The sequence below is a fragment of the Photobacterium aquimaris genome, from assembly GCF_002954455.1.
Classification (GTDB): domain Bacteria; phylum Pseudomonadota; class Gammaproteobacteria; order Enterobacterales; family Vibrionaceae; genus Photobacterium; species Photobacterium aquimaris.
In genome coordinates this window covers 279,098-305,416 of the sequence record NZ_MSCC01000003.1, presented here as the reverse complement: position 1 = coordinate 305,416, position 26,319 = coordinate 279,098, and the positions used below count along the sequence as shown (strand labels likewise).

The 26,319-nt window shown below is 42.7% G+C and carries 27 protein-coding genes; 7 read left to right on the top strand and 20 right to left on the bottom strand.

Going from position 1 to position 26,319, the window contains the following annotated elements; all coding sequences use genetic code 11:
* Positions 1-2 precede the first annotated feature (2 nt).
* Positions 3-1,808, bottom strand: coding sequence for a glutathione-regulated potassium-efflux system protein KefB (gene kefB / locus BTN98_RS17580; protein WP_060997840.1), 1,806 nt, complete (start codon positions 1,806-1,808; stop codon positions 3-5).
* On the bottom strand, positions 1,801-2,376 hold the full coding sequence (kefG, locus tag BTN98_RS17575; RefSeq protein WP_060997839.1) for a glutathione-regulated potassium-efflux system ancillary protein KefG: 576 nt from the start codon (positions 2,374-2,376) through the stop codon (positions 1,801-1,803). The genes kefB and kefG overlap by 8 nt, the downstream gene beginning before the upstream one ends.
* A gap of 258 nt (positions 2,377-2,634) precedes the next feature.
* Between kefG and BTN98_RS17570 the strand changes: the two genes are divergently transcribed.
* The 4 genes from BTN98_RS17570 to BTN98_RS17555 all read left to right on the top strand — a co-directional run bounded on the left by BTN98_RS17570 (position 2,635) and on the right by BTN98_RS17555 (position 6,904).
* Entirely contained in the window at positions 2,635-4,557 is a 1,923-nt protein-coding gene (locus BTN98_RS17570; RefSeq protein ID WP_060997838.1) for an ABC transporter ATP-binding protein, read from the top strand.
* Positions 4,558-4,618: 61 nt separating this feature from the next.
* Positions 4,619-5,584: a hydrolase gene (locus BTN98_RS17565; protein ID WP_060997837.1), complete on the top strand. Its 966-nt coding sequence runs from the start codon at positions 4,619-4,621 to the stop codon at positions 5,582-5,584.
* A 94-nt stretch (positions 5,585-5,678) separates the two neighbouring features.
* Positions 5,679-5,891, top strand: a complete 213-nt coding sequence (locus BTN98_RS17560; RefSeq protein ID WP_060997836.1) for a YheU family protein — start codon at positions 5,679-5,681, stop codon at positions 5,889-5,891.
* Between the two features lie 143 nt (positions 5,892-6,034).
* A complete protein-coding gene (locus BTN98_RS17555; protein ID WP_060997835.1) occupies positions 6,035-6,904 on the top strand; it encodes a phosphoribulokinase in 870 nt (289 codons plus the stop codon).
* A 57-nt stretch (positions 6,905-6,961) separates the two neighbouring features.
* On the opposite strand, the gene BTN98_RS17550 is transcribed toward BTN98_RS17555, so the two are convergent.
* A complete protein-coding gene (locus BTN98_RS17550; RefSeq protein WP_060997834.1) occupies positions 6,962-7,366 on the bottom strand; it encodes an OsmC family protein in 405 nt (134 codons plus the stop codon).
* A 382-nt stretch (positions 7,367-7,748) separates the two neighbouring features.
* On the opposite strand from BTN98_RS17550, the gene crp reads away from it, so the two are divergent.
* Both crp and BTN98_RS17540 read left to right on the top strand, forming a co-directional pair.
* Complete coding sequence (gene crp, locus BTN98_RS17545) at positions 7,749-8,381, top strand: cAMP-activated global transcriptional regulator CRP (RefSeq protein WP_036789513.1); 633 nt, start codon at positions 7,749-7,751, stop codon at positions 8,379-8,381.
* A 183-nt stretch (positions 8,382-8,564) separates the two neighbouring features.
* Positions 8,565-8,759: a hypothetical protein gene (locus tag BTN98_RS17540; RefSeq protein ID WP_231730675.1), complete on the top strand. Its 195-nt coding sequence runs from the start codon at positions 8,565-8,567 to the stop codon at positions 8,757-8,759.
* A 58-nt stretch (positions 8,760-8,817) separates the two neighbouring features.
* Here BTN98_RS17540 and BTN98_RS17535 read toward each other — a convergent pair whose 3' ends face one another.
* The 8 genes from BTN98_RS17535 to rpe form a co-directional block, all read right to left on the bottom strand.
* Positions 8,818-9,612 carry a DUF1338 domain-containing protein gene (locus BTN98_RS17535; protein ID WP_060997833.1) on the bottom strand — a complete coding sequence of 265 codons (795 nt, stop codon included), beginning with the start codon at positions 9,610-9,612 and terminating at the stop codon, positions 8,818-8,820.
* A 40-nt stretch (positions 9,613-9,652) separates the two neighbouring features.
* Positions 9,653-11,110 (bottom strand): succinylglutamate-semialdehyde dehydrogenase, encoded by a 1,458-nt coding sequence (gene astD, locus BTN98_RS17530; protein ID WP_060997832.1) that lies wholly within the window; start codon positions 11,108-11,110, stop codon positions 9,653-9,655.
* Between the two features lie 12 nt (positions 11,111-11,122).
* Entirely contained in the window at positions 11,123-12,139 is a 1,017-nt protein-coding gene (astA, locus tag BTN98_RS17525; RefSeq protein ID WP_060997831.1) for an arginine N-succinyltransferase, read from the bottom strand.
* Positions 12,140-12,251: 112 nt separating this feature from the next.
* Complete coding sequence (locus BTN98_RS17520) at positions 12,252-13,475, bottom strand: aspartate aminotransferase family protein (protein WP_060997830.1); 1,224 nt, start codon at positions 13,473-13,475, stop codon at positions 12,252-12,254.
* 264 nt (positions 13,476-13,739) lie between these two features.
* Positions 13,740-14,315, bottom strand: a complete 576-nt coding sequence (locus BTN98_RS17515; protein WP_060997829.1) for an aminodeoxychorismate/anthranilate synthase component II — start codon at positions 14,313-14,315, stop codon at positions 13,740-13,742.
* A gap of 104 nt (positions 14,316-14,419) precedes the next feature.
* Complete coding sequence (gene trpS, locus BTN98_RS17510; RefSeq protein WP_060997828.1) at positions 14,420-15,439, bottom strand: tryptophan--tRNA ligase; 1,020 nt, start codon at positions 15,437-15,439, stop codon at positions 14,420-14,422.
* A 103-nt stretch (positions 15,440-15,542) separates the two neighbouring features.
* Positions 15,543-16,241 (bottom strand): phosphoglycolate phosphatase, encoded by a 699-nt coding sequence (locus BTN98_RS17505; RefSeq protein ID WP_060997827.1) that lies wholly within the window; start codon positions 16,239-16,241, stop codon positions 15,543-15,545.
* On the bottom strand, positions 16,241-16,915 hold the full coding sequence (rpe, locus tag BTN98_RS17500) for a ribulose-phosphate 3-epimerase (RefSeq protein ID WP_060997826.1): 675 nt from the start codon (positions 16,913-16,915) through the stop codon (positions 16,241-16,243). Before rpe ends, BTN98_RS17505 begins: the two co-directional genes overlap by 1 nt.
* Positions 16,916-17,116: 201 nt before the next feature.
* Here rpe and BTN98_RS17495 point away from each other — a divergent pair, with 201 nt between their 5' ends.
* Entirely contained in the window at positions 17,117-17,314 is a 198-nt protein-coding gene (locus BTN98_RS17495) for a DUF2970 domain-containing protein (protein ID WP_060997825.1), read from the top strand.
* Positions 17,315-17,323: 9 nt separating this feature from the next.
* Here BTN98_RS17495 and dam read toward each other — a convergent pair whose 3' ends face one another.
* The 9 genes from dam to pilM form a co-directional block, all read right to left on the bottom strand.
* Entirely contained in the window at positions 17,324-18,160 is an 837-nt protein-coding gene (gene dam, locus BTN98_RS17490) for an adenine-specific DNA-methyltransferase (RefSeq protein ID WP_060997824.1), read from the bottom strand.
* Between the two features lie 108 nt (positions 18,161-18,268).
* Positions 18,269-19,738: an SPOR domain-containing protein gene (locus BTN98_RS17485; RefSeq protein ID WP_162271153.1), complete on the bottom strand. Its 1,470-nt coding sequence runs from the start codon at positions 19,736-19,738 to the stop codon at positions 18,269-18,271.
* 23 nt (positions 19,739-19,761) lie between these two features.
* Entirely contained in the window at positions 19,762-20,841 is a 1,080-nt protein-coding gene (gene aroB, locus BTN98_RS17480; protein WP_060997822.1) for a 3-dehydroquinate synthase, read from the bottom strand.
* A gap of 24 nt (positions 20,842-20,865) precedes the next feature.
* Positions 20,866-21,384: a shikimate kinase AroK gene (gene aroK, locus BTN98_RS17475; protein WP_036789489.1), complete on the bottom strand. Its 519-nt coding sequence runs from the start codon at positions 21,382-21,384 to the stop codon at positions 20,866-20,868.
* A gap of 385 nt (positions 21,385-21,769) precedes the next feature.
* Positions 21,770-23,491, bottom strand: coding sequence for a type IV pilus secretin PilQ (locus BTN98_RS17470; protein ID WP_082970527.1), 1,722 nt, complete (start codon positions 23,489-23,491; stop codon positions 21,770-21,772).
* Between the two features lie 13 nt (positions 23,492-23,504).
* Entirely contained in the window at positions 23,505-24,020 is a 516-nt protein-coding gene (locus tag BTN98_RS17465) for a pilus assembly protein PilP (RefSeq protein ID WP_060997821.1), read from the bottom strand.
* A gap of 10 nt (positions 24,021-24,030) precedes the next feature.
* Positions 24,031-24,615 carry a type IV pilus inner membrane component PilO gene (locus tag BTN98_RS17460; protein ID WP_060997820.1) on the bottom strand — a complete coding sequence of 195 codons (585 nt, stop codon included), beginning with the start codon at positions 24,613-24,615 and terminating at the stop codon, positions 24,031-24,033.
* The gene (locus BTN98_RS17455; RefSeq protein ID WP_060997819.1) at positions 24,608-25,219 is read right to left on the bottom strand and encodes a PilN domain-containing protein; all 612 of its coding nucleotides are present in this window, start codon (positions 25,217-25,219) and stop codon (positions 24,608-24,610) included. Before BTN98_RS17455 ends, BTN98_RS17460 begins: the two co-directional genes overlap by 8 nt.
* The gene (gene pilM / locus BTN98_RS17450; protein WP_060997818.1) at positions 25,216-26,196 is read right to left on the bottom strand and encodes a type IV pilus biogenesis protein PilM; all 981 of its coding nucleotides are present in this window, start codon (positions 26,194-26,196) and stop codon (positions 25,216-25,218) included. The genes BTN98_RS17455 and pilM overlap by 4 nt, the downstream gene beginning before the upstream one ends.
* Positions 26,197-26,319 lie beyond the last annotated feature (123 nt).

Sequence of the window (26,319 nt, the reverse complement as noted above, 5' to 3'; positions counted from 1 at the left end):
GATTAATCCCAACCTTGATGGCGCTGTTGCTCACCACGCATTTCACGATCAAAAATATCTTCAAGCTCTTTACGGGCTTCTTTTTGACGTGAGGCTAAGTTAACCTCTTCGCTATGTTGAGGCAGCAGATCTCGTAATGCTTGAGTATCTATTTTACGAAAATGTGCTTGAGCACGATTCGCTTTATAGGGATGCATACCCAAAGATATGAGGGCTTGGCGACCTAAATCAAGGGCACCTTCAAATGTTTCACGTGAAAAGCATTCAACCCCATGACTTAATAATTGATGCGCTTCAACGCGACTACGCGCCCGCGCCATTAATTTCAATTGCGGAAAATGTTGCTGGCACAGTGTTACCACCTCCATCACCTCAGTTGGATCATCGGTACAGATAATCAATGCTTCGGCATTATCAGCGCCTGCTGAACGTAATAAGTCGAGTTGGGTCGCATCACCATAATAGACTTTATAGCCAAACTTACGTAAAAACTGAATTTGACTTGGATCACGCTCTAAAACCGTCACCCTAATTTTATTAGCAAACAGTAACCGCCCAACCACCTGCCCAAAACGTCCAAACCCGGTAATAATCACTCGTGGTTGACGATCAATCACACTTGATGGCGGTTGCTGAACTTCTTCCGCTTTAAAACTGCGTACATACCAACGTTTTTGTAATTGTAAAATCAATGGTGTGGTCATCATTGATAAGCTCACTACCACTAATAATAACGGCGCCAGTTCACCAGCTAATAAACCACCTGTTTTAGCGGCGGTAAACAATACAAACGCAAATTCTCCACCTTGGCTTAAAATCGCCGCCATTTGACTACGAGATTTCGATTCGACACCAAATATACGGGCTAATAAATACAATACTCCCGCTTTAATCGTCACTAGTGCCACAACAACCGCTACAATTTGTAATGGGTACTGCCATAGCAGTTCGAGGTTAACCGCCATGCCCACTGAGATAAAAAACAGCCCCAGTAATAAGCCCTTAAAAGGTTCAATCGCTATTTCAAGCTCATGCCGATACTCACTTTCAGCCAATAATACACCAGCAAGAAAAGCTCCTAACGCCATCGATAAGCCAAGCATTTGCATGATCAGTGCAATACCAACCACCAGTAATAAAGCAGCGACATTAAATAATTCTCGAACGCCACTCATCACTACATAACGAAACAAAGGTCGCAATAGGAAATGACCTGCAACCAAGAAGCTCACAATCCCTCCAAGCATCCATACACCATCGAGCCAAGTGCCGCTATTATTACCGACCAATAAAGGTAATAAGGCTAACATTGGGATCACCGCAATATCTTGAAATAACAATACCGCAAATCCTGATTGGCCAGTTTCGCTACCACTTAATTGCTGCTCCTCGATCACTCGTAATGCTATTGCTGTTGACGATAATGCCAGTCCCATTCCGATAACAACCGCATCACGCCAACTTAGATCAGGAAAAAATCGACTACAGCCTAATGCAATCGCCGTAATAACAATGCCAGTGATCACAACTTGGCTGCCACCCAAACCTAAAATCGGTTTACGCATTTGCCATAACTTTTTAGGGTTAAGCTCTAAGCCAATTAAAAACAGTAACAGCACCACTCCGAACTCAGAAAAATGCAAAATCGCATCAACATCAGAAATTAATCCAAGTCCCCATGGCCCAATACCGATTCCAGCAATCAAATACCCTAATACCGAGCCAAGTCCCAACCGTTGCGCTAACGGTACCGCAATAATCGCTGCAGCTAAAAAGACCACCATCACCAATAAAAAATCATTATCCATGCTTCACTCCTGCGGCTAATGCTAATTGGGGTGCATGCTGATGTGGGTTAACTAGCCACTGTCGATAATGTGTTGCATGCTGTTGCCGCTCAGCTTCAGGGATCCGTCGCGCCCAATGCAGTACTAATGGCGATAACCATTGCATTCGGCAAAGATCTGCACACAATTCAAACGGTTTTAAAATATCATCGATACTGCAGCGGTTATAACCATCAGAACTATAAGCTTCCGCCGCACCGCCAGTGGTGATCACTGACCGCCAATATTTACCCTCAGTTGCCTTACCTTCACCATGTGCAAAGCCTTTACTTAGTACTCGATCAAGCCACTCTTTAAGTAATGCTGGGCAAGAATACATATACAATGGGTGTTGAAAAATGATCACATCATGCGCAATCACTAATGCTCGTTCAGCAACTTCATCAATAAAAAAATCGGGATATGTAGCATACAAATCATGCACAGTGACATGCGATAAATGCTTTATTTCATTTAATAGAGCCTGATTAGCAACCGACTCTTGAGGATCTGGATGCGCAAAGATAATTAATATTTTCAAATCAGTCATATTGTCCTTTGCACGTCATTTAATAAGCCAAGTAACACTAATCTAACCATCACTAACATCAATTGTTAACTATCATACCTAATTGTTACTCAATATGGTGACTTAGTTATGATTTCTATTTTAGGCTACCGTTCATCATCACTATGCCAACCTCGGGTTAACTTGGTGTCAGGTTAGCCACTGGTTCAAGTTTGAGTTAGACTCCCGAGCATGATTCCTGTTTAATTTTGTGGAGCGGGCACGTCCCCGGCGCTATCGATGATTATCTTTTCAGATATCCAACTTCTACGTGGTGGTAAAGTTCTACTTGAAAATGCCACCGCGACCATTAACCCAGGGGACAAAGTCGGTCTGGTGGGTAAAAATGGTTGTGGTAAATCCACCCTGTTTGCCTTACTTAAAAATGAACTTAGCTTAGATGGTGGTAATTATCAGTTTCCAAGTAATTGGGAATTAGCATGGGTTGCCCAAGAAACACCAGCGCTAGAACGTGCTGCAATTGAATATGTGATTGATGGCGATCGCGAATACCGCGAGCTTGAGCGTCAATTAATCGCAGCTGAACTTGCTGATGACGGTAATAAAGTTGCTGAGTTACATGGAAAAATAGACACTATTGGTGGTTACAGCATTAATGCTCGTGCCGCAGAGCTATTGAATGGTTTAGGTTTTTCACAGCACCAAATGCAGTGGAACTTAACTCAGTTCTCTGGTGGTTGGCGGATGCGTTTAAACCTTGCCCAAGCATTGTTATGTCGCTCTGATCTGCTATTACTCGATGAACCAACCAACCACTTAGATCTTGATGCAGTAATGTGGCTAGAAAAATGGCTTCAAAGTTACCGTGGTACGTTAGTGCTGATTTCCCATGACCGTGATTTCCTAGATCCTGTCATCAATCGTATTATTCATGTTGAAAACCAAACCTTAAATAGTTACACCGGCAACTACTCATCGTTTGAGGTCCAACGTGCAGAAAAACTAGTATTGCAGCAAGCGATGTTCCAAAAGCAGCAGAAACAAATGACCCATATGCAGTCATACATCGAGCGCTTTCGTTACAAAGCCAGCAAAGCACGCCAAGCACAGAGTCGAATTAAAGCGTTAGAACGGATGGAAAAAGTGCTCCCCGCACAGCTTGATAACCCATTCACCTTTGAGTTCCGCGAGCCAAGCGCACTGCCTAATCCTATTTTAATGATGGATCATGTTGCTGCGGGTTATGATGATTTACTGATTTTAGAAAAGATCCGCTTAAATCTGGTACCAGGCAGTCGTATCGGTCTACTAGGGCGTAATGGTGCCGGTAAATCAACCTTAATTAAAATGCTTGCTGGCGACTTACCTGCTAAAGCGGGTGATATGGCGTTCTCACAAGGGGTTAAAATTGGTTACTTTGCTCAACACCAATTAGAAACCTTGTATCTTGATGATACCCCTGTGCAGCACATGGCACGTATTGCACCTAATTCGACTGAACAACAACTGCGTGATTACTTAGGCAGTTTTGGTTTTATTGGTGATAAAGCGCTTGAGAAAGTAGGTCCATTTTCTGGTGGTGAAAAAGCACGCTTAGTATTGGCACTGATTGTATGGCAGCGCCCTAACCTATTGTTACTCGATGAACCGACTAACCACCTTGATTTAGATATGCGTCAAGCGCTGACCTTTGCATTGCAATCTTATGAAGGCGCGATGGTTATTGTTAGTCACGACCGTTACTTACTCCGCGCAACAACGGATGATTTGTATCTAGTTCATGATCGCCAAGTGGTGCCTTTTGATGGTGACTTAAACGATTACCACAAATGGCTAAGTGAGCAGCAACGTAATGAACGTCGTGAGCAACAGGCTGCCAAACCGGATACCAATAAAGACAACAGTGCCGCTTCACGTAAAGAACAAAAACGCTTAGATGCTGAGTTCCGCAAACAAACGGCACCAATTCGTAAAGAAATCACTAAGCTTGAAAAGCAAATGGATAAGCTTAACGACATCATTACTGCAGCGGAAACGGCATTAAGTGATAGCACTATTTACGAGCCCGAAAACAAAGCGCAAATGAATGAGCAACTCAAACTTCAAGGCAATGCTAAAGCAGACCTTGAAGACATTGAAGTGGCGTGGATGGAACTGCAAGAACAATTAGAAGAGATGGAAAGTCAGCTTAACGCTGAGTGATCATTTAGCGCCGGAGTGATATTTTATTACTTCGGCGTTTTTATTTGACTCAAGGATAAACATGCAACCTTTCACTGCCGCGCTAGGATTAAAAAATCCGCATCTTCAAACCTTGCTACCTCGGTTTGTTCGCCGCCAGCCACTATTCACACCCGTAACCCAACGGCTGACCACACTCGATGATGACTTCCTCGATATAGCATGGACACAAACGCCTACTGACGATAGCAAACCATTAATGATCCTATTTCATGGTTTAGAAGGTAGCTTTGATAGTCCTTATGCCAATGGCCTACTCCATGCAGCTAAACAACAAGGTTGGCTTGGGGTTATGATGCATTTTAGAGGCTGTAGTGGTGAGTTAAATCGTCAGCCAAGAGGCTATCACTCTGGAGAAATCAATGATGCCCGCTTTTTTATCACATGGCTGCGTGAGCAATTTCCACTGCGTCCATTGATTGCCGTCGGTGTATCACTCGGTGGTAATATGCTAATTAACTATCTTGCAAAATATGGTGATGATAGCGAGATTATCGCTGCTCAAGCAATTTCTCCACCGCTAAATTTGGCCTCATGTTCGACACGTATTCAACAAGGCTTTTCTAAGGTTTATCAGCGCTATTTACTCAATTCAATGAAGCGTACTATGGCGAAAAAAATCACCCTTCACCAACATAAAATGCCGATCTCACATCAGCAATTAGACGCCATTAATACAGTGTGGCAATTTGATCAGCACATTACTGCACCACTGCATGGTTTTATTGATGCCGATGATTACTATCAACGTTGTAGTGGCCTTACCCAGCTCAACCATATAACGACGCCGCTGCGAATTATTCATGCTAAAGACGACCCTTTCATGACTGAATCGGTGATCCCTTCACAGCCCTTACCCAGTAATATTGACTACAACTTATATCAACAAGGCGGTCATGTTGGTTTTGTCAGTGGCTCTATTTTAAAACCGACCTTTTGGCTTGAACACACAGTGCCGGAATGGTTTCATCGCCAGTTACGACCATAGCTATTGAACGCAGCCAATACTGACCCAGTTTCTTTTCAGCCCATTTTAAGAATATACTGCGACTATTGTTTTATTAGTCATTTAAGAAGCTGTAATGATTATTCCTTGGCAAGACATTGCCCCAGAAACACTAACCAACCTTATTGAGCAATTTATTTTACGTGAAGGCACCGATTATGGTGAAGTCGAAATCAGCCTTAGCGATAAGGTGGCCTATGTTCGACGTCAACTACAAACAGGTGATGCGGTGATTGTTTTCTCTGAATTACATGAATCGGTCGATATTAAACTTCGCAGCCACATGTAAAAAAACGCACTATTTATCATCATAAAATTTTGCCCTTGCCAGCACTTTCACCACTAAAAACCGACATTTATGCAAACTTGTAGTAACATTTACTGCTATGCAGTTTATATTCTTAACATATAGTAATCACAGCAAGGTGAATTATGTCGGTAAAACACCCTATTATTGCAGTCACGGGTTCATCTGGTGCGGGAACAACTACTACATCTGAAGCTTTTCGCAAAATGTTTAATATGATGGACATTAACGCTGCATGGCTAGAGGGTGATAGCTTCCACCGCTTTACACGACCAGAAATGGACTGTGAAATTCGTAAAGCAAAAGAGCAAGGTCGTCATATCAGCTACTTCGGCGCCGAAGCTAATGACTTTGAACAACTCGCCCACTTTTTCAAACAATACTCTCAAGATGGCAGTGGTAAGTTTCGCCGTTACTTACACACCTTTGACGAAGCTGTACCTTATAATCAAATGCCCGGTACTTTCACTCCGTGGCAACAGCTCGCTGAAAATACTGATGTATTATTTTATGAGGGCCTACATGGTGGTGTTGTCGATGGCGATATTGATGTCGCTCAACATGTTGATTTACTTATTGGAATGGTACCAATTGTTAATTTAGAATGGATTCAGAAGATTATTAGAGATACTCGCGATCGCGGTCATTCTCGTGAAGCAGTAATGGAATCAATTGTTCGCTCAATGGATGATTATCTTAATTACATCACGCCACAATTTTCTCGTACCCATATTAACTTTCAACGTGTACCTACCGTCGATACCTCCAACCCAGTCAGTGCCAAAGGTATTCCAAGTTTAGATGAAAGCTTTGTGGTGATCCGTTTCCGTGGTTTGAAAAACGTCGATTTCCCGTATTTGCTCTCAATGATTCAAGGCTCATTTATGTCGCGCCATAACACACTAGTTGTCCCTGGAGGAAAAATGAGTTTTGCTATGGAATTAATTATGCGGCCGTTACTGGAGCAATTAATTGAAAACGGCAAAATCGCCTAATGGTATTTGGCATCAATTAACGGTAGCTGTTATCAGCAACCGTTAATGAGGATAGCGTTATGGCATAACAATTTCATAGCTATGGCTAAGTTCAACCCCTTTACCCAACATTAAACATACTGAACAATATTTTTCGAGAGAATCAGCAACCACTTTACTCACTTTGTCAGCATTCAAATCGTGGCCTGTCACCACAAAATGTAACTTAGCTGCAGCAAATAATCGTGGCGCTTGCTCACGACGCTCTGCTGAAATTTGTACTTCACAACCTGTGATCTGCTGCTGTAGATCCTGTAACCCACTCACAACATCAACTGAGCTACACCCACCCGCAGCCATTAACACTAATTCCATTGGGCTCGGCGCTTTATCACCACCATTACCATCTAATACAATGCTATGTCCTGATGATGACTGACCCACAAAAGTCATATTTTCAACCCATTTTACGCGTGACTGCATTGTTATCTCCTTTAGCTATATAATTCAGATTTTAGCCCTATTTTTGTCGATAATACCATCAATGTAAACGCTATTTATGGTGTTTAATATTAATTTCGTTGCGTATTCAAATAGGCATAATTGGCCAATAAATCCACATTCTAACTATGCTATTGGTAACTAACTCACAACGATGTGATCATGTGCACACTTATCTCTCATAAATGAGTGAATCAGCTAGATCAATATCAAGAAAAAACCTAAAAAAAAGGATACACTCTTACTAAGTTCAAGTTAGCTTGCAGCCCAGCAGCTGAGTGAATAACCCTGCCATCAAACAGTTTTGTTGAGTTATCGTCACAGAACATATTGTTGGGCAACACATGCAGAGGAAGTTAGTAATATGGTTCCAGGTAAACCGCAGACAGATCCAACTTTAGAGTGGTTTCTTTCCCATTGTCACATTCACAAATATCCGTCAAAGAGCACGTTAATTCACGCAGGTGAAAAAGCAGAAACTTTGTATTACATCGTGAAGGGTTCTGTTGCTGTATTAATCAAGGATGAAGAAGGTAAGGAGATGATCCTTTCTTACCTAAACCAGGGTGACTTTATTGGTGAACTCGGCTTGTTCGAAGAAGACCAAGAACGTACAGCTTGGGTTCGTGCCAAAAGCCCTTGTGAAGTTGCAGAGATTTCATTTAAGAAATTCCGTCAGTTAATTCAAGTTAACCCAGATATTCTAATGCGTCTATCTGCTCAAATGGCATGCCGCTTACAAGTGACAAGCCAAAAAGTAGGTGATCTTGCATTCCTTGATGTGACTGGTCGTATTGCACAGACACTACTTAATCTTGCAAAACAACCTGATGCAATGACACACCCTGATGGCATGCAAATTAAGATCACACGTCAAGAAATTGGCCAAATCGTAGGTTGCTCTCGCGAAACAGTGGGTCGTATATTGAAAATGCTGGAAGAGCAAAATCTTATTTCTGCTCACGGCAAAACAATTGTGGTTTACGGTACACGCTAATTATTTAGTGTCGCCGTTAATCACCGATGAAACCGTAGCTGATACCTGCGGTTTTTTTGATCTTAGCGTTTATCAACCAACATCGAAAATCAATCATTGATGGCGTTAATATTTCTGTTAAATTTTAATTTGTAATCGCATGCATTCATGCTACATTCCGATCACAAATGGATCTAACAATCAATGATGATCAATATGGATATTGAACGCTTTTCAGCTAACAGTTACACCACCGTACCCGGCGTGTTAACGGGTCAGCCAACAACCATTGAAATGACAGGATTTAGCGATAGCCGTTGCTACCTTGAACAACAAACGGGATTACGTCGCTGCCCTGCTGATGAATCTGGGGTTTGGGCTTCACCGCTAGATAACTGATCACTTAAACAGCACTTATCTAAGTGCTGTTTTATTATCGCTTCTATATCATCACCAACTAGCTATTGGTGCTCTCAAATATTTTATCAGCCGATGCAGTAACAAAGCCGCTATACAATTCACCATTAGGTTGTGGATAGCGTTTAGCAAACTCGTAAAACCCCCCAGGGATGGAATGAACCCCATCTCGAAAGCTCACTCCAACCTCATCAGCCATAGTTGCTGATTGCTCTAGCATCACTGTCGCATCACCTTTAATCTCACCACCAGCCTGATTAATCACAAACTGGTTATGACGCAATAAGTGATTAACTTGTTCTAAATCGGTAAATTGCTCAAGCTGATTAATACTGACCGTAAAATGATTAGCACCAAAGCCATGCGCTGCAACCCAAGCAGCATACTCACTTTCAGCAACTAAAAATTGATAACTTTTAAAATCCAGTTGCCATGGACGACCACCATAGACAAAATTAGGATTGCGAAAATAGTCATCATCGACTTGATCTAACAAACCACGCACCATAAGTTGTAACTCTGCCGAACAACTACCTAACTGTAATTCACTAATAAAAACTTTGGGTAATAGAGGATCTGGATGCATGAAATATTCAGCGTACAGTTTTTTAGCCTCGAAATGATATTTCGCTTGCGGCTGGTAGCCTAAAGCAATAAACGGCGCAGCGACAACCGCTAAACTGCACTTAGGCACACCAAAACTGCGCAGCGCAATATGATCATTTAACAATGCGGCATCTTCAGTTAATAAACGCTGTATTTGCACTGCTGATGGACATAAACGTTGGCTATAGTCGTGCCATAAATCATCAAAAAGTTGCGTAATCGATTCCATAATCTACCCGCTTATTTAAATCATCATCAGTGTATATATCTTAGTTCAAGCTCACACCAGGCGCTAATTGAGATGGTAATTGCACCGCGACTCCCTCAACAGATGCCATTGGATAAGCACAATAGTCAGCCGCATAATAAGCACTTGGACGCAGGTTTCCAGATGATCCTGGGCCACCAAATGGTGCGTCACCACTAGCACCAGTTAATGGTCGATTTCGATTCACAATTCCCGCTCTAATATGCTCAATAAAATACTGCCATTGCTGCTCATCCGTTGAAATTAATCCTGCTGCTAATCCGTAGCGGGTTTGATTGGCGCTAACCACGGCTTGACGAAAGTCATCATAACGACTGACTTGTAATAACGGCCCAAAGTACTCTTCATCAGCAAGCTCACTAACGGCACTGACTTCAATAATCGCAGGGGTAACTATCGCACCTTGACCACGTGTCGCTGCTAACAAGGCCATGCCACCAGCCGCGATTAATTGCTGCTGATTGTCCAGCAGCTGATCGGCAGCACTATTGGATATCAATGGCCCCATAAAAACTGCAGGCGTGGCAAATGGATCTCCCACTCTCAAGTGCGAGCTCACGATTACCAAGCGCGCTAATAACGCATCACCAGCTTTTCCTGTCGCGATATATAATCGCCTCGCACAGGTACAACGCTGTCCGGCACTTAAAAAAGCAGACTGAATAATGGTATACACCGCCGCATCAAGCTCGCCATATTGTTGACCAACAACTAATGGGTTATTACCTCCCATTTCTAATGCCAACATTTTTTGTGGCTGACCAGCAAATTGTTGATGCAAGAGATGCCCAGTATTGGCACTGCCAGTAAACAGAACACCATCCACGTCCGCAGCAGCTAAAGCCGCTCCTGTCGAGCGCCCTCCCTGAACTAAATTAATCACACCGGCACTTATTCCTGCTTGCTGCCATAATTCACATATCAATTGCGCGGTGTTAGGTGTCAACTCGGAAGGTTTAAACACCACTGTATTTCCAGCCAATAATGCAGGAACAATATGCCCATTAGGTAAATGGGCAGGGAAATTATACGGTCCAAATACCGCCATAACCCCTAAAGGACGGTGTCTTACCACCATAGTTGTTTCCACTTGCTGGCGTTGTCGAGTACCAGTACGTTCATGATAAGCCTGAAGCGACAACGCCACCTTGGCAATCATCGCTGCCACTTCAGTGGTGCTCTCCCATAACGGCTTACCCGTTTCTGCAGCAATAACACCTGCCAGCTGTAATTGATGCTGTTGCACTAATTGCGCAAAACGCTCGATGATCTGGACTCGATGATTAAGGGTAGTATTGCGCCAAGCTACAAACGCAGCCTCTGCTGCAATAACCGCCGCTTCAACTTGTGCAGTCGTTGCTGCCTGACCTTGCCAAACCACACTGCCATCATAGGGATTGAGGGATTGAAATTGCTCACCAGCACCGTCTAACCACTGATTATTAATCCATAAGCTCATGTGACTCTCCTGTTATGATTGCGCCACTAATCGCACTTCATCACCAACATCAACATTAAGCGCTGCGGCAACGTCTGCGGTCATCACCACTTGCCCTTGCACATTGACCGCTAACAGTGCAGCAACCGCACGAAATCCAGCTAATTGACAATTAGAAACTAAATAACATCGTTCACTGGTGTGTTGACCGATTTCAACTCGACACCGCTGCGAATGACGTACGGTTTCAATATTACGCACGTCACATTCGACACTAGGGCCGGCATCAAAGATGTCGACATAGCCACGACAACAAAACCCTTCTTGTTGAAGTAGTTGTAATGCTGGACGTGTATTCACATGCACTTGACCAATCACTGCTTGTGCTTCTTTACTGAGTAAGTTGACGTAAATCGGTAATTTCGGCATTAGATCAGCAATAAAGCCTTTGCGGCCAATGCCTGTCAGATAATCAGCATAAGTAAAATCAATCGAAAAGAAATGCTCTTTCAGCCATTGCCAAAACGGAGAATCCCCCTGCTCATCAGACACACCACGCATTTCAGCAAAAGCAACCTCAGCAAATCGGTGTCGATGATCAGCCATCAATAAAAACCGCGATTTAGACAGTAATCGTCCGTTAAGACCTTGACGCCATTCAGGTAATAGAAACAAGCTACATAGCTCAGTCTCACCTGTATATTGGTTACCTAATGTCAGCACCTTAACAATGTTGTGCACCCCTAACTGACGCGAGGCATGAGTCACGGTACTTAAATGGTAATTATAAAAAGGCACATCGAGCCCAACCGTCGCTTCAATCGCGGTTGTACCAACCACTTGATCAGTGTCGCTATCAACAGCGACTAACAGATAGCTTTCTTGTCCTGGCGAGGTAACACGAGCATTAAAGCTGGCTTGAGAGTGTTGAATACGGCCACGAAGTAAATCTTCATTAATGGGTAATGATGTAAAACCATGGCCAGAGGCTTCTGCACATTGCATCAGTGCAGGATAATCAGCGCGAGTAATAGGACGAATAATGAGCATCGCATTCCCTCCTAAATATAGGCAATAACGGCAGCCATTGCCTCGCTTAAAATCAGCATTAGAATGGGGCTATTGGTGCTAATTCACCCCAGAAATTACAATTTAATCATAGTTAACAATGGTAGTTATATAACGTTGCAATCGCCGCTTCTAAGCGTTGCATCCCTTCATCAATATCATTTTTCTCAATCACTAACGATGGCGTAAAGCGCACCACATCAGTGCCAGCGACAAGCACCATTAGTCCCTCATTACCTGCAGCAACTAAAATATCTCGCGCCCGTCCTTGCCACTCTGGCGTTAATACCGCCCCTAGTAATAACCCTTTACCTCGAATCTCGCTAAAAATAGGATAACGGCTATTAATTTGCAGTAGCGCTTCACGGAACCATACTTCACGTTGCTTAACACCAGCTAAGACTGCAGGTTGACTGATTTCATCGACCACGGCTTCTGCAACAGCACACGCGAGCGGATTACCGCCATAGGTCGACCCATGTGTACCGACTTTTAGATGGCTGGCGAGAGAGGCGGTAGTTAACATTGCCGCGACCGGAAAGCCGCCACCTAATGACTTCGCGGTGGTCAAAATGTCAGGTGTCACCCCTAGGCCTTGATAAGCAAACAAATCTCCCGTACGACCGTTACCGGTTTGAACTTCATCAAAAATTAATAATGCCTGATGTTTATCACACAGTTGGCGTACTCGCTGCACAAACTCAAGGCTTGGGCTAATTACCCCTCCCTCACCTTGCAGCGGCTCCATCATTACTGCACAGGTTTTATCACCAATTAATGCCTCGATTGCCGCGACATCATTGTAAGGGATATGGGTTACGGCTTGTGGCTTAGGACCAAAGCCATCGGAATAACTACTTTGGCCACCAACAGTAACCGTAAAAAAGGTGCGGCCATGAAAGCCATGATTGAAGGCAATAATTTGATCTTTCTCAGCACTAAAATTATCAACCGCATAGCGACGGGCTAATTTCAAAGCTGCTTCATTAGCTTCTGCGCCAGAGTTAGCCAAGAAGACTTTATCGGCAAAGGTTAATTGAGTCAGCTTATCCGCTAATCGCAATGCTGGCTCATTAGTCATGACATTACTTAAATGCCACAACTGCTGTGCTTGTTCTGTTAATGCTGCCACCATTTTAGGATGGCAATGACCTAAACAACTGACTGCAATACCACCTGCAAAATCAATATACTCACGTTGCTGTTGATCCCACAGCCGTGAGCCTTGTCCACGAACAGGTATAATATCCATTGGCGAATAACAAGGTACCATCACCTCATCAAACAACGACCGTTGTAATTTATTTTCAGTTGCCATCACACTATCCTTCTGTGCTTTATACCTTATTATTAGTATTTACATTTTATTAACCCTTTGCCAATAAAGACAGTAGTTTTTATTCAAACCAAGGTGTTAACTAATCAATACACCACCAATAGTTATGCATTATTTGTGGCATATTATTAACAACAGCAAATCAGTAGTATTTATAAGATATTGAAACATCAACAACGAGGATAACAACAGTAACGTACTTATCACCAGCGTAATAAGTACGTAAAAATAGCAGTAATGGTGGAATTAACGCTGCAGAAAGTTAGCTAATAGTGCATGACCTTGCTCAGTCAAAATACTTTCAGGATGGAATTGCACCCCTTCAAGGGCTAAGGTTTTATGACGGATCCCCATAATTTCATCGATTTCACCGTTTAACTCTGTCCAAGCAGTGATCTCAAAACACTCAGGCAATGTCGCCGCTTTCACTACTAATGAATGATAGCGAGTAACGGTTAACGGATTATTTAGCCCTTTAAATACGCCACAATCAGTATGGGTGATCGCAGAGGTTTTACCGTGCATGACTTGTCGAGCCCGCACCACATCACCACCAAATACTTGCGCTAATGATTGATGACCAAGACAAACACCAAGAATTGGTAATTTGCCGGCAAAATACTCAATCGCTTGCAAAGAGATACCCGCCTCATTAGGCGTACAGGGACCTGGAGAGATCACTAAATGGGTCGGTGCTAACGCTTCAATTGCCGCAATATCAATCTCATCATTACGAATAACAACGACATCTGCGCCTAATTCACAGAAATATTGATAAAGGTTGTAAGTAAATGAATCGTAGTTATCAATAATTAACAACATACTACAACTAAGCTCTTATTGGTCACTGTCAGCAACAGTGATTAACTGGCGATAAAAAAGCAGAGCCTAAGCCCTGCTTTTTTTATAATGATAATGGCTAACACTTATGGGCGCGCAACAAAACCTACAGCATGGTAAGCTTGTTTCAACACTTCAGCAGCACGCGCTGATGCTTTATCAGCACCGGCTTTCATCACGCTATCAAGGTAAGCACGATCGCCACGAATGCGGTGATATTCAGCTTGTACTGGCTCTAGCATTGCTACTAACGCTTCACCAACATCTTTCTTAAATGGGCCGTACATTTCAACGCCAGCATACTGGGCTTCAATTTCAGCAAATGTTTTGCCTGTTGCGCCAGAATACAAACCCATCAGATTTGAAATACCCGCTTTTTGTTCAATATCGTGAGCGATACGTGGTGGCATTTCCGCGTCGGTTTGGGCTTTATTAATTTTCTTTAGAATCGACTTAGGATCTTCTAATAGTGTAATCACGTTCTTGCGATTATCATCTGACTTAGACATTTTCTTGGTCGCATCTTGTAAGCTCATTACGCGCGCACCTACCGTTGGAATATACGGTTCTGGTACTTGGAAAATTGGGCTTTCAGGCGTGCTGTAAAGATTATTAAAACGGGTTGCGATATCACGCGCTAATTCTAAATGTTGCTTTTGATCGCTACCAACAGGCACTTGGTGTGCACCATACAGTAGAATATCTGCCGCCATCAGTACTGGGTAGCCAAATAAGCCCGCATTGACATCATTAGCATGACGCGCTGATTTGTCTTTAAATTGTGTCATACGGCTTAACTCACCCATTTGGGTATAGCAATTTAATAACCAGCCAAGTTGCGCATGTTCTGGTACATGAGATTGTACAAACAAGGTGCTTTTGTTTGGATCAACACCTACAGCTAAACAAATCGCTAGTGCATCTAAGGTTGCTTCATGAAGTGCTTTAGGATCTTGACGAACAGTGATGGCATGTAAATCAACCACACAATACTGGCAATCATAATCATCCTGCATCTGTTCCCACTGACGCAGCGCACCAAGGTAGTTGCCGATACTCAATTCACCAGAAGGCTGTACGCCACTTAATACAATGGGTTTACTCATGATCAGGTTGTCCTGTTAATATCTTTAATTGTATTGACGAAGGCACTAATAAGATGGTTATCAGCACCTCGTTTGTTGATTTTTTAGTGTACACCGTAATGTACTAGCAGCCTAGTTTAACCACATCAAGTAATTGCTTGAAGTGATCGCAGACAACATCAGGCTCACTGTCACTGATTGGCTGGCCATAGTTATAGCCATAAGTCAGCCCCAATGAATGACAACTTGCAGCTTGTGCCGCGAGAATATCGTTACGCGAATCACCCACCATTAGCATTTCAGAAGCTGCTAGCTGGTGCTTCTCCATTAACCAATGTAGCGCAAAAGGATCTGGCTTTTTCAATGGGAAAGTATCGCCGCCAATCACATCAACGAAATACGTATTGATACCATGTTCTTCAAGCAAATGCGGTACAAATTGTGAGGGTTTATTGGTCACAATCGCCATTGGTACACCAGCTTGGTATAAATGAGCAAGCGTTGTTTTTACATCGGCGTAAAGCGCACTTTTTTGATGACCACCAGCCGCATAATAATGATCAAACAGCTCACGTGCTTGACGATGCAATGCAGGATCTAACTCAGGGTCGATATCAAAACTACGACTTAACGCACGACCAATTAAAATATCAGCCCCGTTACCGATCCAAGTCGTTACTTGTTCAACACTGACACCGTCAAAACCGAGATGACGCATGGTTTTATCAGCTGCATCAGCTAAATCAGGAACGCTATCAAGTAATGTACCGTCTAAATCAAACGCGATAAATTTTATATTCTCAATCACATTGCTAGCAATCATTAACGCTTAGCCTCAGCTAACTGTACACGCATCTTATCAATCGCGACTTTATAATCAGGCTCATTAAAAATAGCAGAGCCGGCAACAAACATATCAGCACCAGCTGCGGCAATTTCAGCAATATTATCAACATTAACACCGCCATCAACTTCTAAGCGAATATCACGGCCTGAAGCATCAATACGCTGACGTACTTGGCGTAGTTTATCAAGCGTGCTTGGAATAAATGATTGACCACCAAAGCCAGGGTTAACTGACATGATCAAAATCATATCAACTTTATCCATAATATAATCAAGGTGATGTAATGGTGTTGCTGGATTAAATACTACTCCTGCTTTACAGCCATGTTCTTTAATTAATTGCAGAGTGCGATCAATATGGTCTGTTGCTTCAACATGAAACGTGATCATGCTGGCGCCCGCTTTAGCAAAATCAGGAATAATACGATCGACAGGTTTTACCATTAAATGCACATCAATCGGTGCAGTAATACCGTAGTCGCGTAATGCTTTACAGATCGGCGCACCAAACGACAGGTTTGGCACAAAGTGATTATCCATAACATCAAAATGGATAACATCAGCACCTGCTGCCAAGACATTTGCGACATCTTCACCTAAACGGGCAAAATCAGCAGACAAAATAGATGGAGCGATCAAAAAGTCGTTCATGTTTAGCCTCTCTACATTAGCGATAAAAATAACAAGCTCGACCAACCAAGCCTATAAACTGCTGCCAGTCTACCCGATCCCCTAAGTGTTGTCTTACTGGATTTATTTATTGCTGCAGTTAACCATAATTATCAATTCGGCTACTGATAGAGGAACTACAATCAACAAAGACTGTAGCAGATATACAAAGGAAGGAGATGCATGCATTCACGTGCTAACGCAGTATGGAAAATTATAAAAAGTGTTTTAGCAGCATTATTTGGAGTGCAATCACAACAACAGCGTCGTCAAGACTTCAACCAGCAAAGTCCGTGGCCGTTTATCATTATTGGAGGGATGGTTATTGTTGGTTTAGTGGTCATTTTAATTGCCATTGCCCATCAGGCAACAGCAATATAAAGATTAGCTCTATTGGTTGTCGGTTGCTGCAGGAGTTTTAAATAATGCCAACAATTCATCGACTTTATTGCGGCCACCACCATTGCGACTAATAGTACGTTTAACCCGTACCACAGATAAATCGGCACCAGTATATAAACGCCGAGTTAATGGCGTATCATGATTAGAGATTAATACCGCAATATCACGCTCAGTCGCTGCTTTTTCTGCCACATCAGCCAAGGTCGCTTGATCATCTAAACTAAAGCCATTGCCTGAATAAGAGGTAAAGTTAGCCGTAGTCGATAATGGTGCATACGGTGGATCACAATAAATCACACTGCCTTTACGAGCACGTGAAAATGTCTGGCTATAGCCTTCACATACAAAAGTCGCACGCTTGGCTTTTTCTGAAAAGTAATACATCTCAGCTTCTGGAAAGTACGGTTTTTTGTACGAACCAAAGGGGACATTAAAACCGCCCTTTTTATTGTAACGGCACAAACCGTTAAAACCATGGCGATTTAAATAAAGAAAATAAATCGAACGCTGATAAGGATCTGTACTGTTATTAAACTCTTCTCGAATACTTAAATACGCAGCTTTTGTATTATATTCAGGCGTAAATAATCGGCGTACATCTTCAATGTATCGCTCAGGTTCTTGCTTGATAATATTATATAAATTAATCAGATCTGGATTGATATCGGCCAATAAGTAGTGCTCATAGTCGGTATTTAAAAATACCGAACCGGCACCCACAAAGGGCTCAACCAATTTACGCGCAGGCGGTAGGTGTCGTTTGATATCCTCGACCAGAGAGTACTTACCTCCAGCCCATTTCAGGAATGCACGATGCTTTTTCATTAAGCTGACCCACCACCACTTACAAGAATGCCACGAAAGGTCGCGGATTGTACCTCATTTACACCCAATGCTGATACCAATTAGCATAAATAACTATGATTAATGGCTTTATTTTAAGCGATTCATTTCTTGTTGAATATGTCGATAAGGTTTTAACCACGGTTTTAACTGTTGCAATGTGGTCGACAATTGACTTTTTGCCGTGCGGGCTTGATCCGCTGTCGCATAATTCCCCGTCACCACGATAAACCATAATCGCTGATTACGCTCAGTTTGATAGATCATTGCCGTGGTCATATTATGGGTACTAATAAATTCAGCGGCAGCGGCGAGACTTTGAGTCGCTGCAAGTTGTAATGCGTAATGACTCGGCTTTACTGCCGCTAATTTTTGCTGATCTGCGGCTAATTTAAGTGACCAATCAAGTGTAGACGTTGGAGTTGATGGTGTGGTTACAGCCGCAGATGGTACTGACGTATTTGTTATATCAGTTGCGGCGGCGGTTGGAGTAGAAACCGACGGCGAGGTGACCGGTGACGCTTCTGTAGCTTCTGTAGCTTCTGTAGCTTCTGTAGCTTCTGTAGCTTCTGTAGCTTTAGCGATAGGATGACCTTGCAAGCCTTGATCGTCAATCATGGCATCAATTTGTTGCTCTGAAATAACAAGTCGCTCATGAGCGCTTTCATCTGTACGTCCAACCGTTAAACCTTGAGTATGCACTTGTGGCGGTAATGGCGCATCATCAAATGTTACCGTGGCAGTCACTGCCGGTATGGTCGTTGGCGCTTGAGTGCTGGTTTCAGTGTGAGAACTAATGGTCATTAAACCATATCCTGCAATCGCCACTGCGATTACCGCTAATACTATCACTAGCGCTAACAATGGTTGTTTAGAAGCCTTGGAAGTCATATTCACACCTTCAGATTGAGGAAGATTATGCAGCGCACCCGGCCGCGAGATAACAGTCAACAAACGCTGCTTTAGTGTTCGTCGAGAGGCCGTGGTCAAGTCATCACTAGCAACTAACATTTCAGTAAATAAAACCGCTTCTTGATGGCTAAAATCATCAATATCTAACGCTAACGGAATAATACCAGAGCCATGACTAACCTGAACTAAAGTCTGGTTTAGCTCGCTGTGATTAGCAAATAATACAATATTAAGCTGTAGCTGGGGCTGTTGTTTTGCATACAGTGATAATGCCCATAGCTCAGCAATAAAATTGGTACTCAATAAATGTGCATCATCAATGACCACCATTAATTTGTGTGGCTGATGAGCTAATAAATGCTCAGCACTTTGACATAACGAATCATGTTCGTTAAACATCGCATGACTAACAAATTGCTGTAGTAATAAGGTTCGATGTTGAGCATCTGTTTGCCCAGGCTGGCACATCAATAAAACGTGATGGCAGTCAGTGGCATAGTGTTCAAGGAAAGTGTGTGCAAGCCAAGTTTTACCTGAGCCTTGGGCACCTGAAAGGTGAAGAAGATGAGAGCCAAACCGAGTTATAAATCGAACTCGAGTCAGCAACTGGATCTGACTTTCCAGATCCAGATTTTTTGCTTTCGTCATGCTGGTCATCAATGTGCTACAACTTAGCGGCCAATAACATCCTGAAGCACATCAAAAGGTACATCAGCCACAACCTCAGCACAACCAATTGCTGTTGGTAATACTAAGCGTAGCTGACCTGACAATACTTTTTTATCACGCATCATATGCTTAATAAAATCGTCAAAAACCATAGTTTCAGGCGCAACAACAGGCAAATTTGCTCGCTGATGTAACGTGATAATTCGCATTACATCGGCATCACTGATCAATCCCTGCTTTGCGGCAGTATGTGCTGCGAGAACTGTACCTGCTGACACCGCTTCGCCATGCAGCCAGTTACCATAACCCATCTCTGCCTCAATAGCGTGACCAAAAGTATGGCCAAGATTGAGTAACGCCCTTACACCTGATTCTTTTTCATCGGCAGCAACAACATCAGCTTTAATCTGACAACAACGGCTAATGGCGTAACATAACGCATCATTATCCAGTGTATGTAAGCGCTCAATGTTATTTTCTAACCAAACAAAAAAATCATAATCGGCAATAATGCCGTATTTGATAACTTCAGCCAACCCTGCAGCTAACTCACGTTGAGGTAATGTATGCAAACAATGATTATCAATAATCACCGCTTTAGGTTGATAAAAAGCACCAATCATGTTTTTACCCAAACGGTGATTAACCGCAGTTTTTCCACCAACCGATGAATCAACTTGTGCTAACAATGTTGTCGGCACTTGAATAAAATCAACCCCTCGTTGGTAACTTGCCGCCGCAAAGCCAACAAGGTCACCAATTACGCCGCCACCTAAAGCAACTAAAATCACATCACGACCGTAATTACCTTCCAGTAAAAATGTCATAATATGATTAAACGTATCGAGGGTTTTGTATTGTTCACCATCAGGCAGAGAAAGTAGTGCCACTTGGCACGGTAATGAACTGATGGTAGCCATTACCTGATCCGCATATAGCGGGGCAATGGTGTCATTACTGACCACAACTACTCGTTTACCTGCAGATATCGCAGATGCAAACAACGCCGAGTTGTCGAACAACTCGGCGCCAATTGAAATAGGGTAGCTTCTGTCATCTAAATTGACATTGATCCGTTCCATGGTCAGCTTCTCTTTTTTAATTAATTAACGCTCTTCCAGCATCTTGATGATTTGGTTAGCAACTACTTTCGCACTTTGATCATCAGTACGAACAACGTAGTCAGCAACCTCTTCATACAATGGATTACGCTCTGCTGCTAATTCTTCAAGAACTTCACGAGGTGTGTCAGTTTGAAGTAATGGACGTTTTTTATCACGTTGAGTACGAGCTAATTGCTTTTCAATAGTCGTCTCTAGATAAACAACGATACCACGAGCAGACAGGCGATTACGGTTCTCTTTATTAATAACAGAGCCGCCACCCGTTGCCAGAACAATACCTTGTTCTTGGGTTAGATCATCAATAACAGTTTCTTCGCGAACACGGAAGCCGTCTTCACCTTCAACATCAAACACCCAACTAATATCAGCGCCAGTACGTTCTTCGATTACAGTATCTGAATCAAAGAATTCCATATGCAACTGTTGTGCAAGGTGTCTACCAATTGTGCTTTTGCCGGCACCCATAGGGCCAACCAAGAAAATATTTCGTTTTTCAGCCATTTTAGCAATTTACGCGCGGTTAATAAAACGACACCACCCGCAGGCTCTATTAAAATAAGCCCGAGGCGCCAAGTTCCTCACATATAATTCGTGATAAGACAGAAAATTATCTCAGGACTGACTACTATTTTGCAATAGCTAGTCGACATCAATCGATATTTTATTGAGCCTGTCTTACCCACAGAGGTTGCCATAATGGCTCACCAAAGGTCTGAGGTCAATCGTATTAAGCTCGTAAATATCCAGTTAACGGCTCAACAACACGCTTAACGCCTAACCTACAACTTGTTTTAACCCTAAGAAATAAAACAATTTTAATGCTTTCACACCCTGCTGCAACATTGATTGGAGCCATTATTCGCAGGGTGGTTCAGAAAGTGAAAATTTATTGCATCACGATTTTTGGTGTCACAAATATTAATAATTCACGTTTTCCAAGTTCTTCCATTTTATGCCTAAATAATGCACCAAGTACGGGAATATCACCAAGAATAGGCACCTTACGAACGCTATTGTTAATTTGATTTTGATAAATACCGCCTAATACCACTGTTTCACCATTATTGACTAACACTTGAGTACCAATACGCTGAGTTTTAATTGCCACCGCCGTACCGACCCCTGTTGGCACTTCTTCACCTTTGCTGTCTTGAGTCACTTCTAAGTCTAATACCAATTTATTATCAGGTGTGATTTGTGGCGTCACCATCAAACTGAGTACCGCCTTCTTAAAATCAACCGATACTGCCCCACTTGATGACGCTTCTAAATATGGAATCTCAGTACCTTGTTCAATATAAGCGGTTTTTTTGTTGGTCGTCATCAGGCGCGGACTGGAAATGATTTCCGCTTTACGCTCTGACTGCAACGCCGACAATTCGAGATCCAATAGCACATTACCTAACTTTGCCACTTGAAATGCGATACTTGCAGCCCCTGCTTGAGTTGCACCTAAGTTAACATTAAGAAAATCATCAACGGTGGTGTCATCTAACAAACCTGAACTACCAAGGTTGCCTTCAATCGAACCGCCGATAGTGGTATCACCATCAATACTTGATACACCCCAACGCACACCAAGTTCATCGATATTACCTTCATCAATGGTGACAATACGCGCTTCAATTTGAACCTGCTTTACGGGAATGTCGAGTGCTAACACAATATCTTTTATGCTCGAGATACTTTCAGGTGTATCTTTAATTATCAATGCGTTGGTTCGCTCATCAACATGCAATGAACCACGCTCAGATAACATTCCCACACCGTCACTTGAACCACTCAATAGCTCAGATATATCCGTCGCTTTAGCGTAATTAATCTGAATCAATTCAGAACGCAAACTAGCCAATTCTTGTTGCTTACGTGCCGTTTCCATCACTTGATGTTCATTAGCTGCTAACTCGGCCTTTGGTGCAACCAATAACACTGAACCGCGAACTCGCTTATCTAATCCTTTAGCTTGCAGAATAATATCCAGCACTTGTGGCCACGGTACGTTGTCTAATCGCAGCGTAACATTACCGCTAACCGTATCAGCTACCACTAAGTTGAAATCGTTATAATCGGCAATAAGCTGTAAAACGTTACGCACCGGTATATCTTGAAAGTTAATCGAGATTGGTTTGCCCTTGTAGGAAACATTACCTTTGGTGGTAGTTGACGTTGCTTTAGGTTGCACCCGTTTAGTTAACGTCACTTCAAGCGTATTACCTCTAATACGATAATCGTAGTCATAGCCGCCCGTTAGATTAAACACAAATCGTGCTCCACGAGGGGTGTTACTGGTATCAATGCTATTTACGACAGTCGCGAAATCAACCACATCAAGCGTATGAATTTGCTCATTGGTCAATTGAGTATCAAAAATATCCAATTGCAACTGTTTGCCTTGACGGCGAAAATCAACCAATGATTGCGGCTGCTTTAACTTGATACTTAATACAGCTCGCCCTTTACTATCACGGCGAAACTCAATATCTTGAACCTGATTGGTGATTCCACGCGTTGGCGCTGCAGTTACGCTGGTGATAGTAAACAGCCCCCAGCACATTAACCATACACTGACGAAAATCTGGCGGCTAAGCCCCCATGTATTCCCTTTCATAACTCATCCTTGATTAATGCTGAACTAAAGCCAGCTTTGCAGGCCGTGTTAGCCAACAACCTTTGCCATCGGGTAATGTTTCTTCTATTTCAATGAGCTTATCACTCACCTTTATTACTTTGCCGCGATTAAGCCCAACAAACTGCCCCGGCTTAATTCTGACTAATTCACCTTTTGGGGTATAAACCAACCCCCATAATTGACGTTGATGGCCAATTGCTCCTTTCATACTTAATTGTTCTAACGGAAACGTTTCTAATGCCGTTGGCTGATGACCTGTTTCTGGCTGCCAGCAACTAATATCAGCTTGTTTGGCTAATAATATTTCTGGTTGGGGCCTTAAAAATGGCACCCGTTTACTGGTCATCACAAACGATTCCGCAACAAAAATATAAGGATCAGCTAGTGGCTTCACCTTGGCTTTAGCATGGGTATGTGTTTTGGCTATAAACTGCTCAACTGAATCGGTATTGGCCTGACACCCCATTAACCCAAACCCTAACGGTAACAGCCATAATAATGTTCTCATAGCATCCTCATTATTGCGGGGTTTTAAAACGGTAAGTGGTGGCTGATACCGTTAACGATAGCAACTCATCTAAGCCTTGGTGATCCACTCGCGCTAATGCCACATTGCGTAAATTAACAATTCGAGGCAATCTTGCAATGGCCTCAGAAAACTGGCCTATTTGTTGGTACGACCCTGTTAGTTGCATGTTAAGCGGCAGCTCATAATAGAGATCATGCTCTATGCGTGAAGCCCATTTTATCGATTGAAATATCAAACCATTTTTAACACCAATATCATTAATGCTCGCGAGTAAGCTTGCCAACTCCTGCTCTTCTGGTAATTGCTCAACCACTTCTTGATAGCGACGATTAAGTTCAACCACTTGTTCTTTAACCCGTGGTAATGCGGCAACTTGAGCTGCGCGGGTCACTAGTTGACTGCGTAAGGTGATTTCCTGCTGCTTTTGCTGCTCTAACGCTTCAGTTAACGGCGTTAGCCAATACCAATAACCAAATGCCGATAGCAGTAACGCCACCACAAAAGCAACAAGACACTGTGGCAGTAATGGCCACTCGGTGATTTCATCTAATTCTAATTCACGCCATTCAATCATTGATTTTCTCCATGATTGCAGTCGCTAAGATCTGCTTTTGTGGTTGGTTATTAATGATCGGTGCCGTTAAATCAAATGAAGCATTAAATTGCGATTTTTGCTTTTTATCACTGCTCTTAGTCGTCACCAATGAATGCATTTCAATATTGTTAAACCATGGTGATTGTTCTGCCTTACCAAGCAATGCTGCTAAGTGACCATTGGTATCGCCAAAACCATCAACCTTCACTCGCTGTGAAGCTAAATTAACACCATCAAGATACACACCAGCAGGCACCACTTCAGGTAATTGATTAAGTAACTGCGTCACTCGATTTCGCGATAACTGAATATCAGCAATCACTTTTAACCGCATTTCAATCGCTTCACGCTGCTTATCTAACTTAGGTAAAAAAGCCAGTCGCTGTTCTAAACTGGCTAATTCTTGCTTTAGTTGATGATTACGGCTTTGTTGTTGGAGTTGCTGGCTTTCAATGTATTCCGCAATCGCACCATTTCCTATAAAGGCCAGTGCAACACTTGCAACAAGTAAGCCGAAAAAACGTTGTTTATGCTGTTTACGCCGCTGCTCACGCCACGGCAATAAATTGAGTTTATCGATCATAATAATCCTCGCAATGCCAACCCGGTGGCAACAGCATACTGACTCGACATTGACTGCGGTAATTCAACTTTATTGGCACAACTAAAATGCTGAAAAGGATTAACCCACACCACATCAAGACCAATCAATCGTTGTAGCAATGACACCGACACCACATCTTGCCCACCACCACACAACCACAACCCCTTAATACCACTTCGTGGATGAGTAGAGTTATACAATTGAATTTGACGCTTTAATTGTTCGGCTAGCTGTTTAGTAAATTGCTCTGTATTGTTGCCAGCTACTGCACTAATGCCATCTTGAGCATCTAACATGCTAGTACCAAAACGAATTTCACGGTGGTAAGCCGCGCTACCTTGTGGCTTCATACAAAACTCTGTATGCCGCTTACCAACATCTACCACCCCCCATTGATTATAATGACTACCCATCTCAGCCAAATGCTCAGCTAACCATAATAAAGCATGGGTTTGTAATTCCATGATTTTAGGCTTGAACCCTAATTTAATCAGTGTATTAACTCGGTTATCGATGGTTTCTCTGCGTGAGGCAAAGACTTGAAATGGTGTAGTCGCAACGGCATCACTAAAACGGTCACTATTTAGTGGAAAATAATCAAACCACAACTCTTCAACGGGAAACGGCGATGCTGCACCTAACGCTTGCACGATAGCGAACTCAGCCTCCTCCTCGCTAAGACTAGTACCTAATTGAACAACTTTGCTGATCACAGCACTATCGGGTAAGGCTAAGGTAACGGCTTTGGCTTGCCACGGTAATTGCTTTTTAATTTGACGCATTGCTGACAACAGTTCAGCATTATTCACGCTATGCTGATCGTTTATAACCGATTTAGTCAACTCAACTTCAACAAATGCAGCTAACTCAAACTGCTCTTTTTTTTGTTGCAGAACCACAGCTTTTATACTGTGATTGCCAATATCTACCCCAACACTTAATGGGTTCCGAAACATCCGTGTTATGCTCCCATGTGGCGAAAAAACAAACTATTTCGAATAAACACCATCAACGGCATTAATTAATTTTTTGTTATCTTTATACTTGAAGGTAAAAGATAATAGATAATGACCGCCAGA

Coding starts and splice junctions, on each gene's coding strand:
- BTN98_RS17495 (WP_060997825.1), top strand. CDS start 17,117: ATGCATTCACGTGCTAACGCAGTATGGAAAATTATAAAAAGTGTTTTA.
- BTN98_RS17565 (WP_060997837.1), top strand. CDS start 4,619: ATGCAACCTTTCACTGCCGCGCTAGGATTAAAAAATCCGCATCTTCAA.
- aroB (WP_060997822.1), bottom strand. CDS start 20,841: ATGGAACGGATCAATGTCAATTTAGATGACAGAAGCTACCCTATTTCA.
- pilM (WP_060997818.1), bottom strand. CDS start 26,196: ATGTTTCGGAACCCATTAAGTGTTGGGGTAGATATTGGCAATCACAGT.
- BTN98_RS17515 (WP_060997829.1), bottom strand. CDS start 14,315: ATGTTGTTAATTATTGATAACTACGATTCATTTACTTACAACCTTTAT.
- rpe (WP_060997826.1), bottom strand. CDS start 16,915: ATGAACGACTTTTTGATCGCTCCATCTATTTTGTCTGCTGATTTTGCC.
- aroK (WP_036789489.1), bottom strand. CDS start 21,384: ATGGCTGAAAAACGAAATATTTTCTTGGTTGGCCCTATGGGTGCCGGC.
- astA (WP_060997831.1), bottom strand. CDS start 12,139: ATGCTCATTATTCGTCCTATTACTCGCGCTGATTATCCTGCACTGATG.
- kefG (WP_060997839.1), bottom strand. CDS start 2,376: ATGACTGATTTGAAAATATTAATTATCTTTGCGCATCCAGATCCTCAA.
- BTN98_RS17465 (WP_060997821.1), bottom strand. CDS start 24,020: ATGAGAACATTATTATGGCTGTTACCGTTAGGGTTTGGGTTAATGGGG.
- BTN98_RS17470 (WP_082970527.1), bottom strand. CDS start 23,491: ATGAAAGGGAATACATGGGGGCTTAGCCGCCAGATTTTCGTCAGTGTA.
- astD (WP_060997832.1), bottom strand. CDS start 11,110: ATGAGCTTATGGATTAATAATCAGTGGTTAGACGGTGCTGGTGAGCAA.
- BTN98_RS17550 (WP_060997834.1), bottom strand. CDS start 7,366: ATGCAGTCACGCGTAAAATGGGTTGAAAATATGACTTTTGTGGGTCAG.
- BTN98_RS17460 (WP_060997820.1), bottom strand. CDS start 24,615: ATGATTGAATGGCGTGAATTAGAATTAGATGAAATCACCGAGTGGCCA.
- kefB (WP_060997840.1), bottom strand. CDS start 1,808: ATGGATAATGATTTTTTATTGGTGATGGTGGTCTTTTTAGCTGCAGCG.
- BTN98_RS17455 (WP_060997819.1), bottom strand. CDS start 25,219: ATGATCGATAAACTCAATTTATTGCCGTGGCGTGAGCAGCGGCGTAAA.
- BTN98_RS17485 (WP_162271153.1), bottom strand. CDS start 19,738: ATGACGAAAGCAAAAAATCTGGATCTGGAAAGTCAGATCCAGTTGCTG.
- BTN98_RS17540 (WP_231730675.1), top strand. CDS start 8,565: ATGATGATCAATATGGATATTGAACGCTTTTCAGCTAACAGTTACACC.
- BTN98_RS17520 (WP_060997830.1), bottom strand. CDS start 13,475: ATGGCAACTGAAAATAAATTACAACGGTCGTTGTTTGATGAGGTGATG.
- trpS (WP_060997828.1), bottom strand. CDS start 15,439: ATGAGTAAACCCATTGTATTAAGTGGCGTACAGCCTTCTGGTGAATTG.
- dam (WP_060997824.1), bottom strand. CDS start 18,160: ATGAAAAAGCATCGTGCATTCCTGAAATGGGCTGGAGGTAAGTACTCT.
- BTN98_RS17555 (WP_060997835.1), top strand. CDS start 6,035: ATGTCGGTAAAACACCCTATTATTGCAGTCACGGGTTCATCTGGTGCG.
- BTN98_RS17570 (WP_060997838.1), top strand. CDS start 2,635: ATGATTATCTTTTCAGATATCCAACTTCTACGTGGTGGTAAAGTTCTA.
- BTN98_RS17505 (WP_060997827.1), bottom strand. CDS start 16,241: ATGATTGCTAGCAATGTGATTGAGAATATAAAATTTATCGCGTTTGAT.
- BTN98_RS17560 (WP_060997836.1), top strand. CDS start 5,679: ATGATTATTCCTTGGCAAGACATTGCCCCAGAAACACTAACCAACCTT.
- crp (WP_036789513.1), top strand. CDS start 7,749: ATGGTTCCAGGTAAACCGCAGACAGATCCAACTTTAGAGTGGTTTCTT.
- BTN98_RS17535 (WP_060997833.1), bottom strand. CDS start 9,612: ATGGAATCGATTACGCAACTTTTTGATGATTTATGGCACGACTATAGC.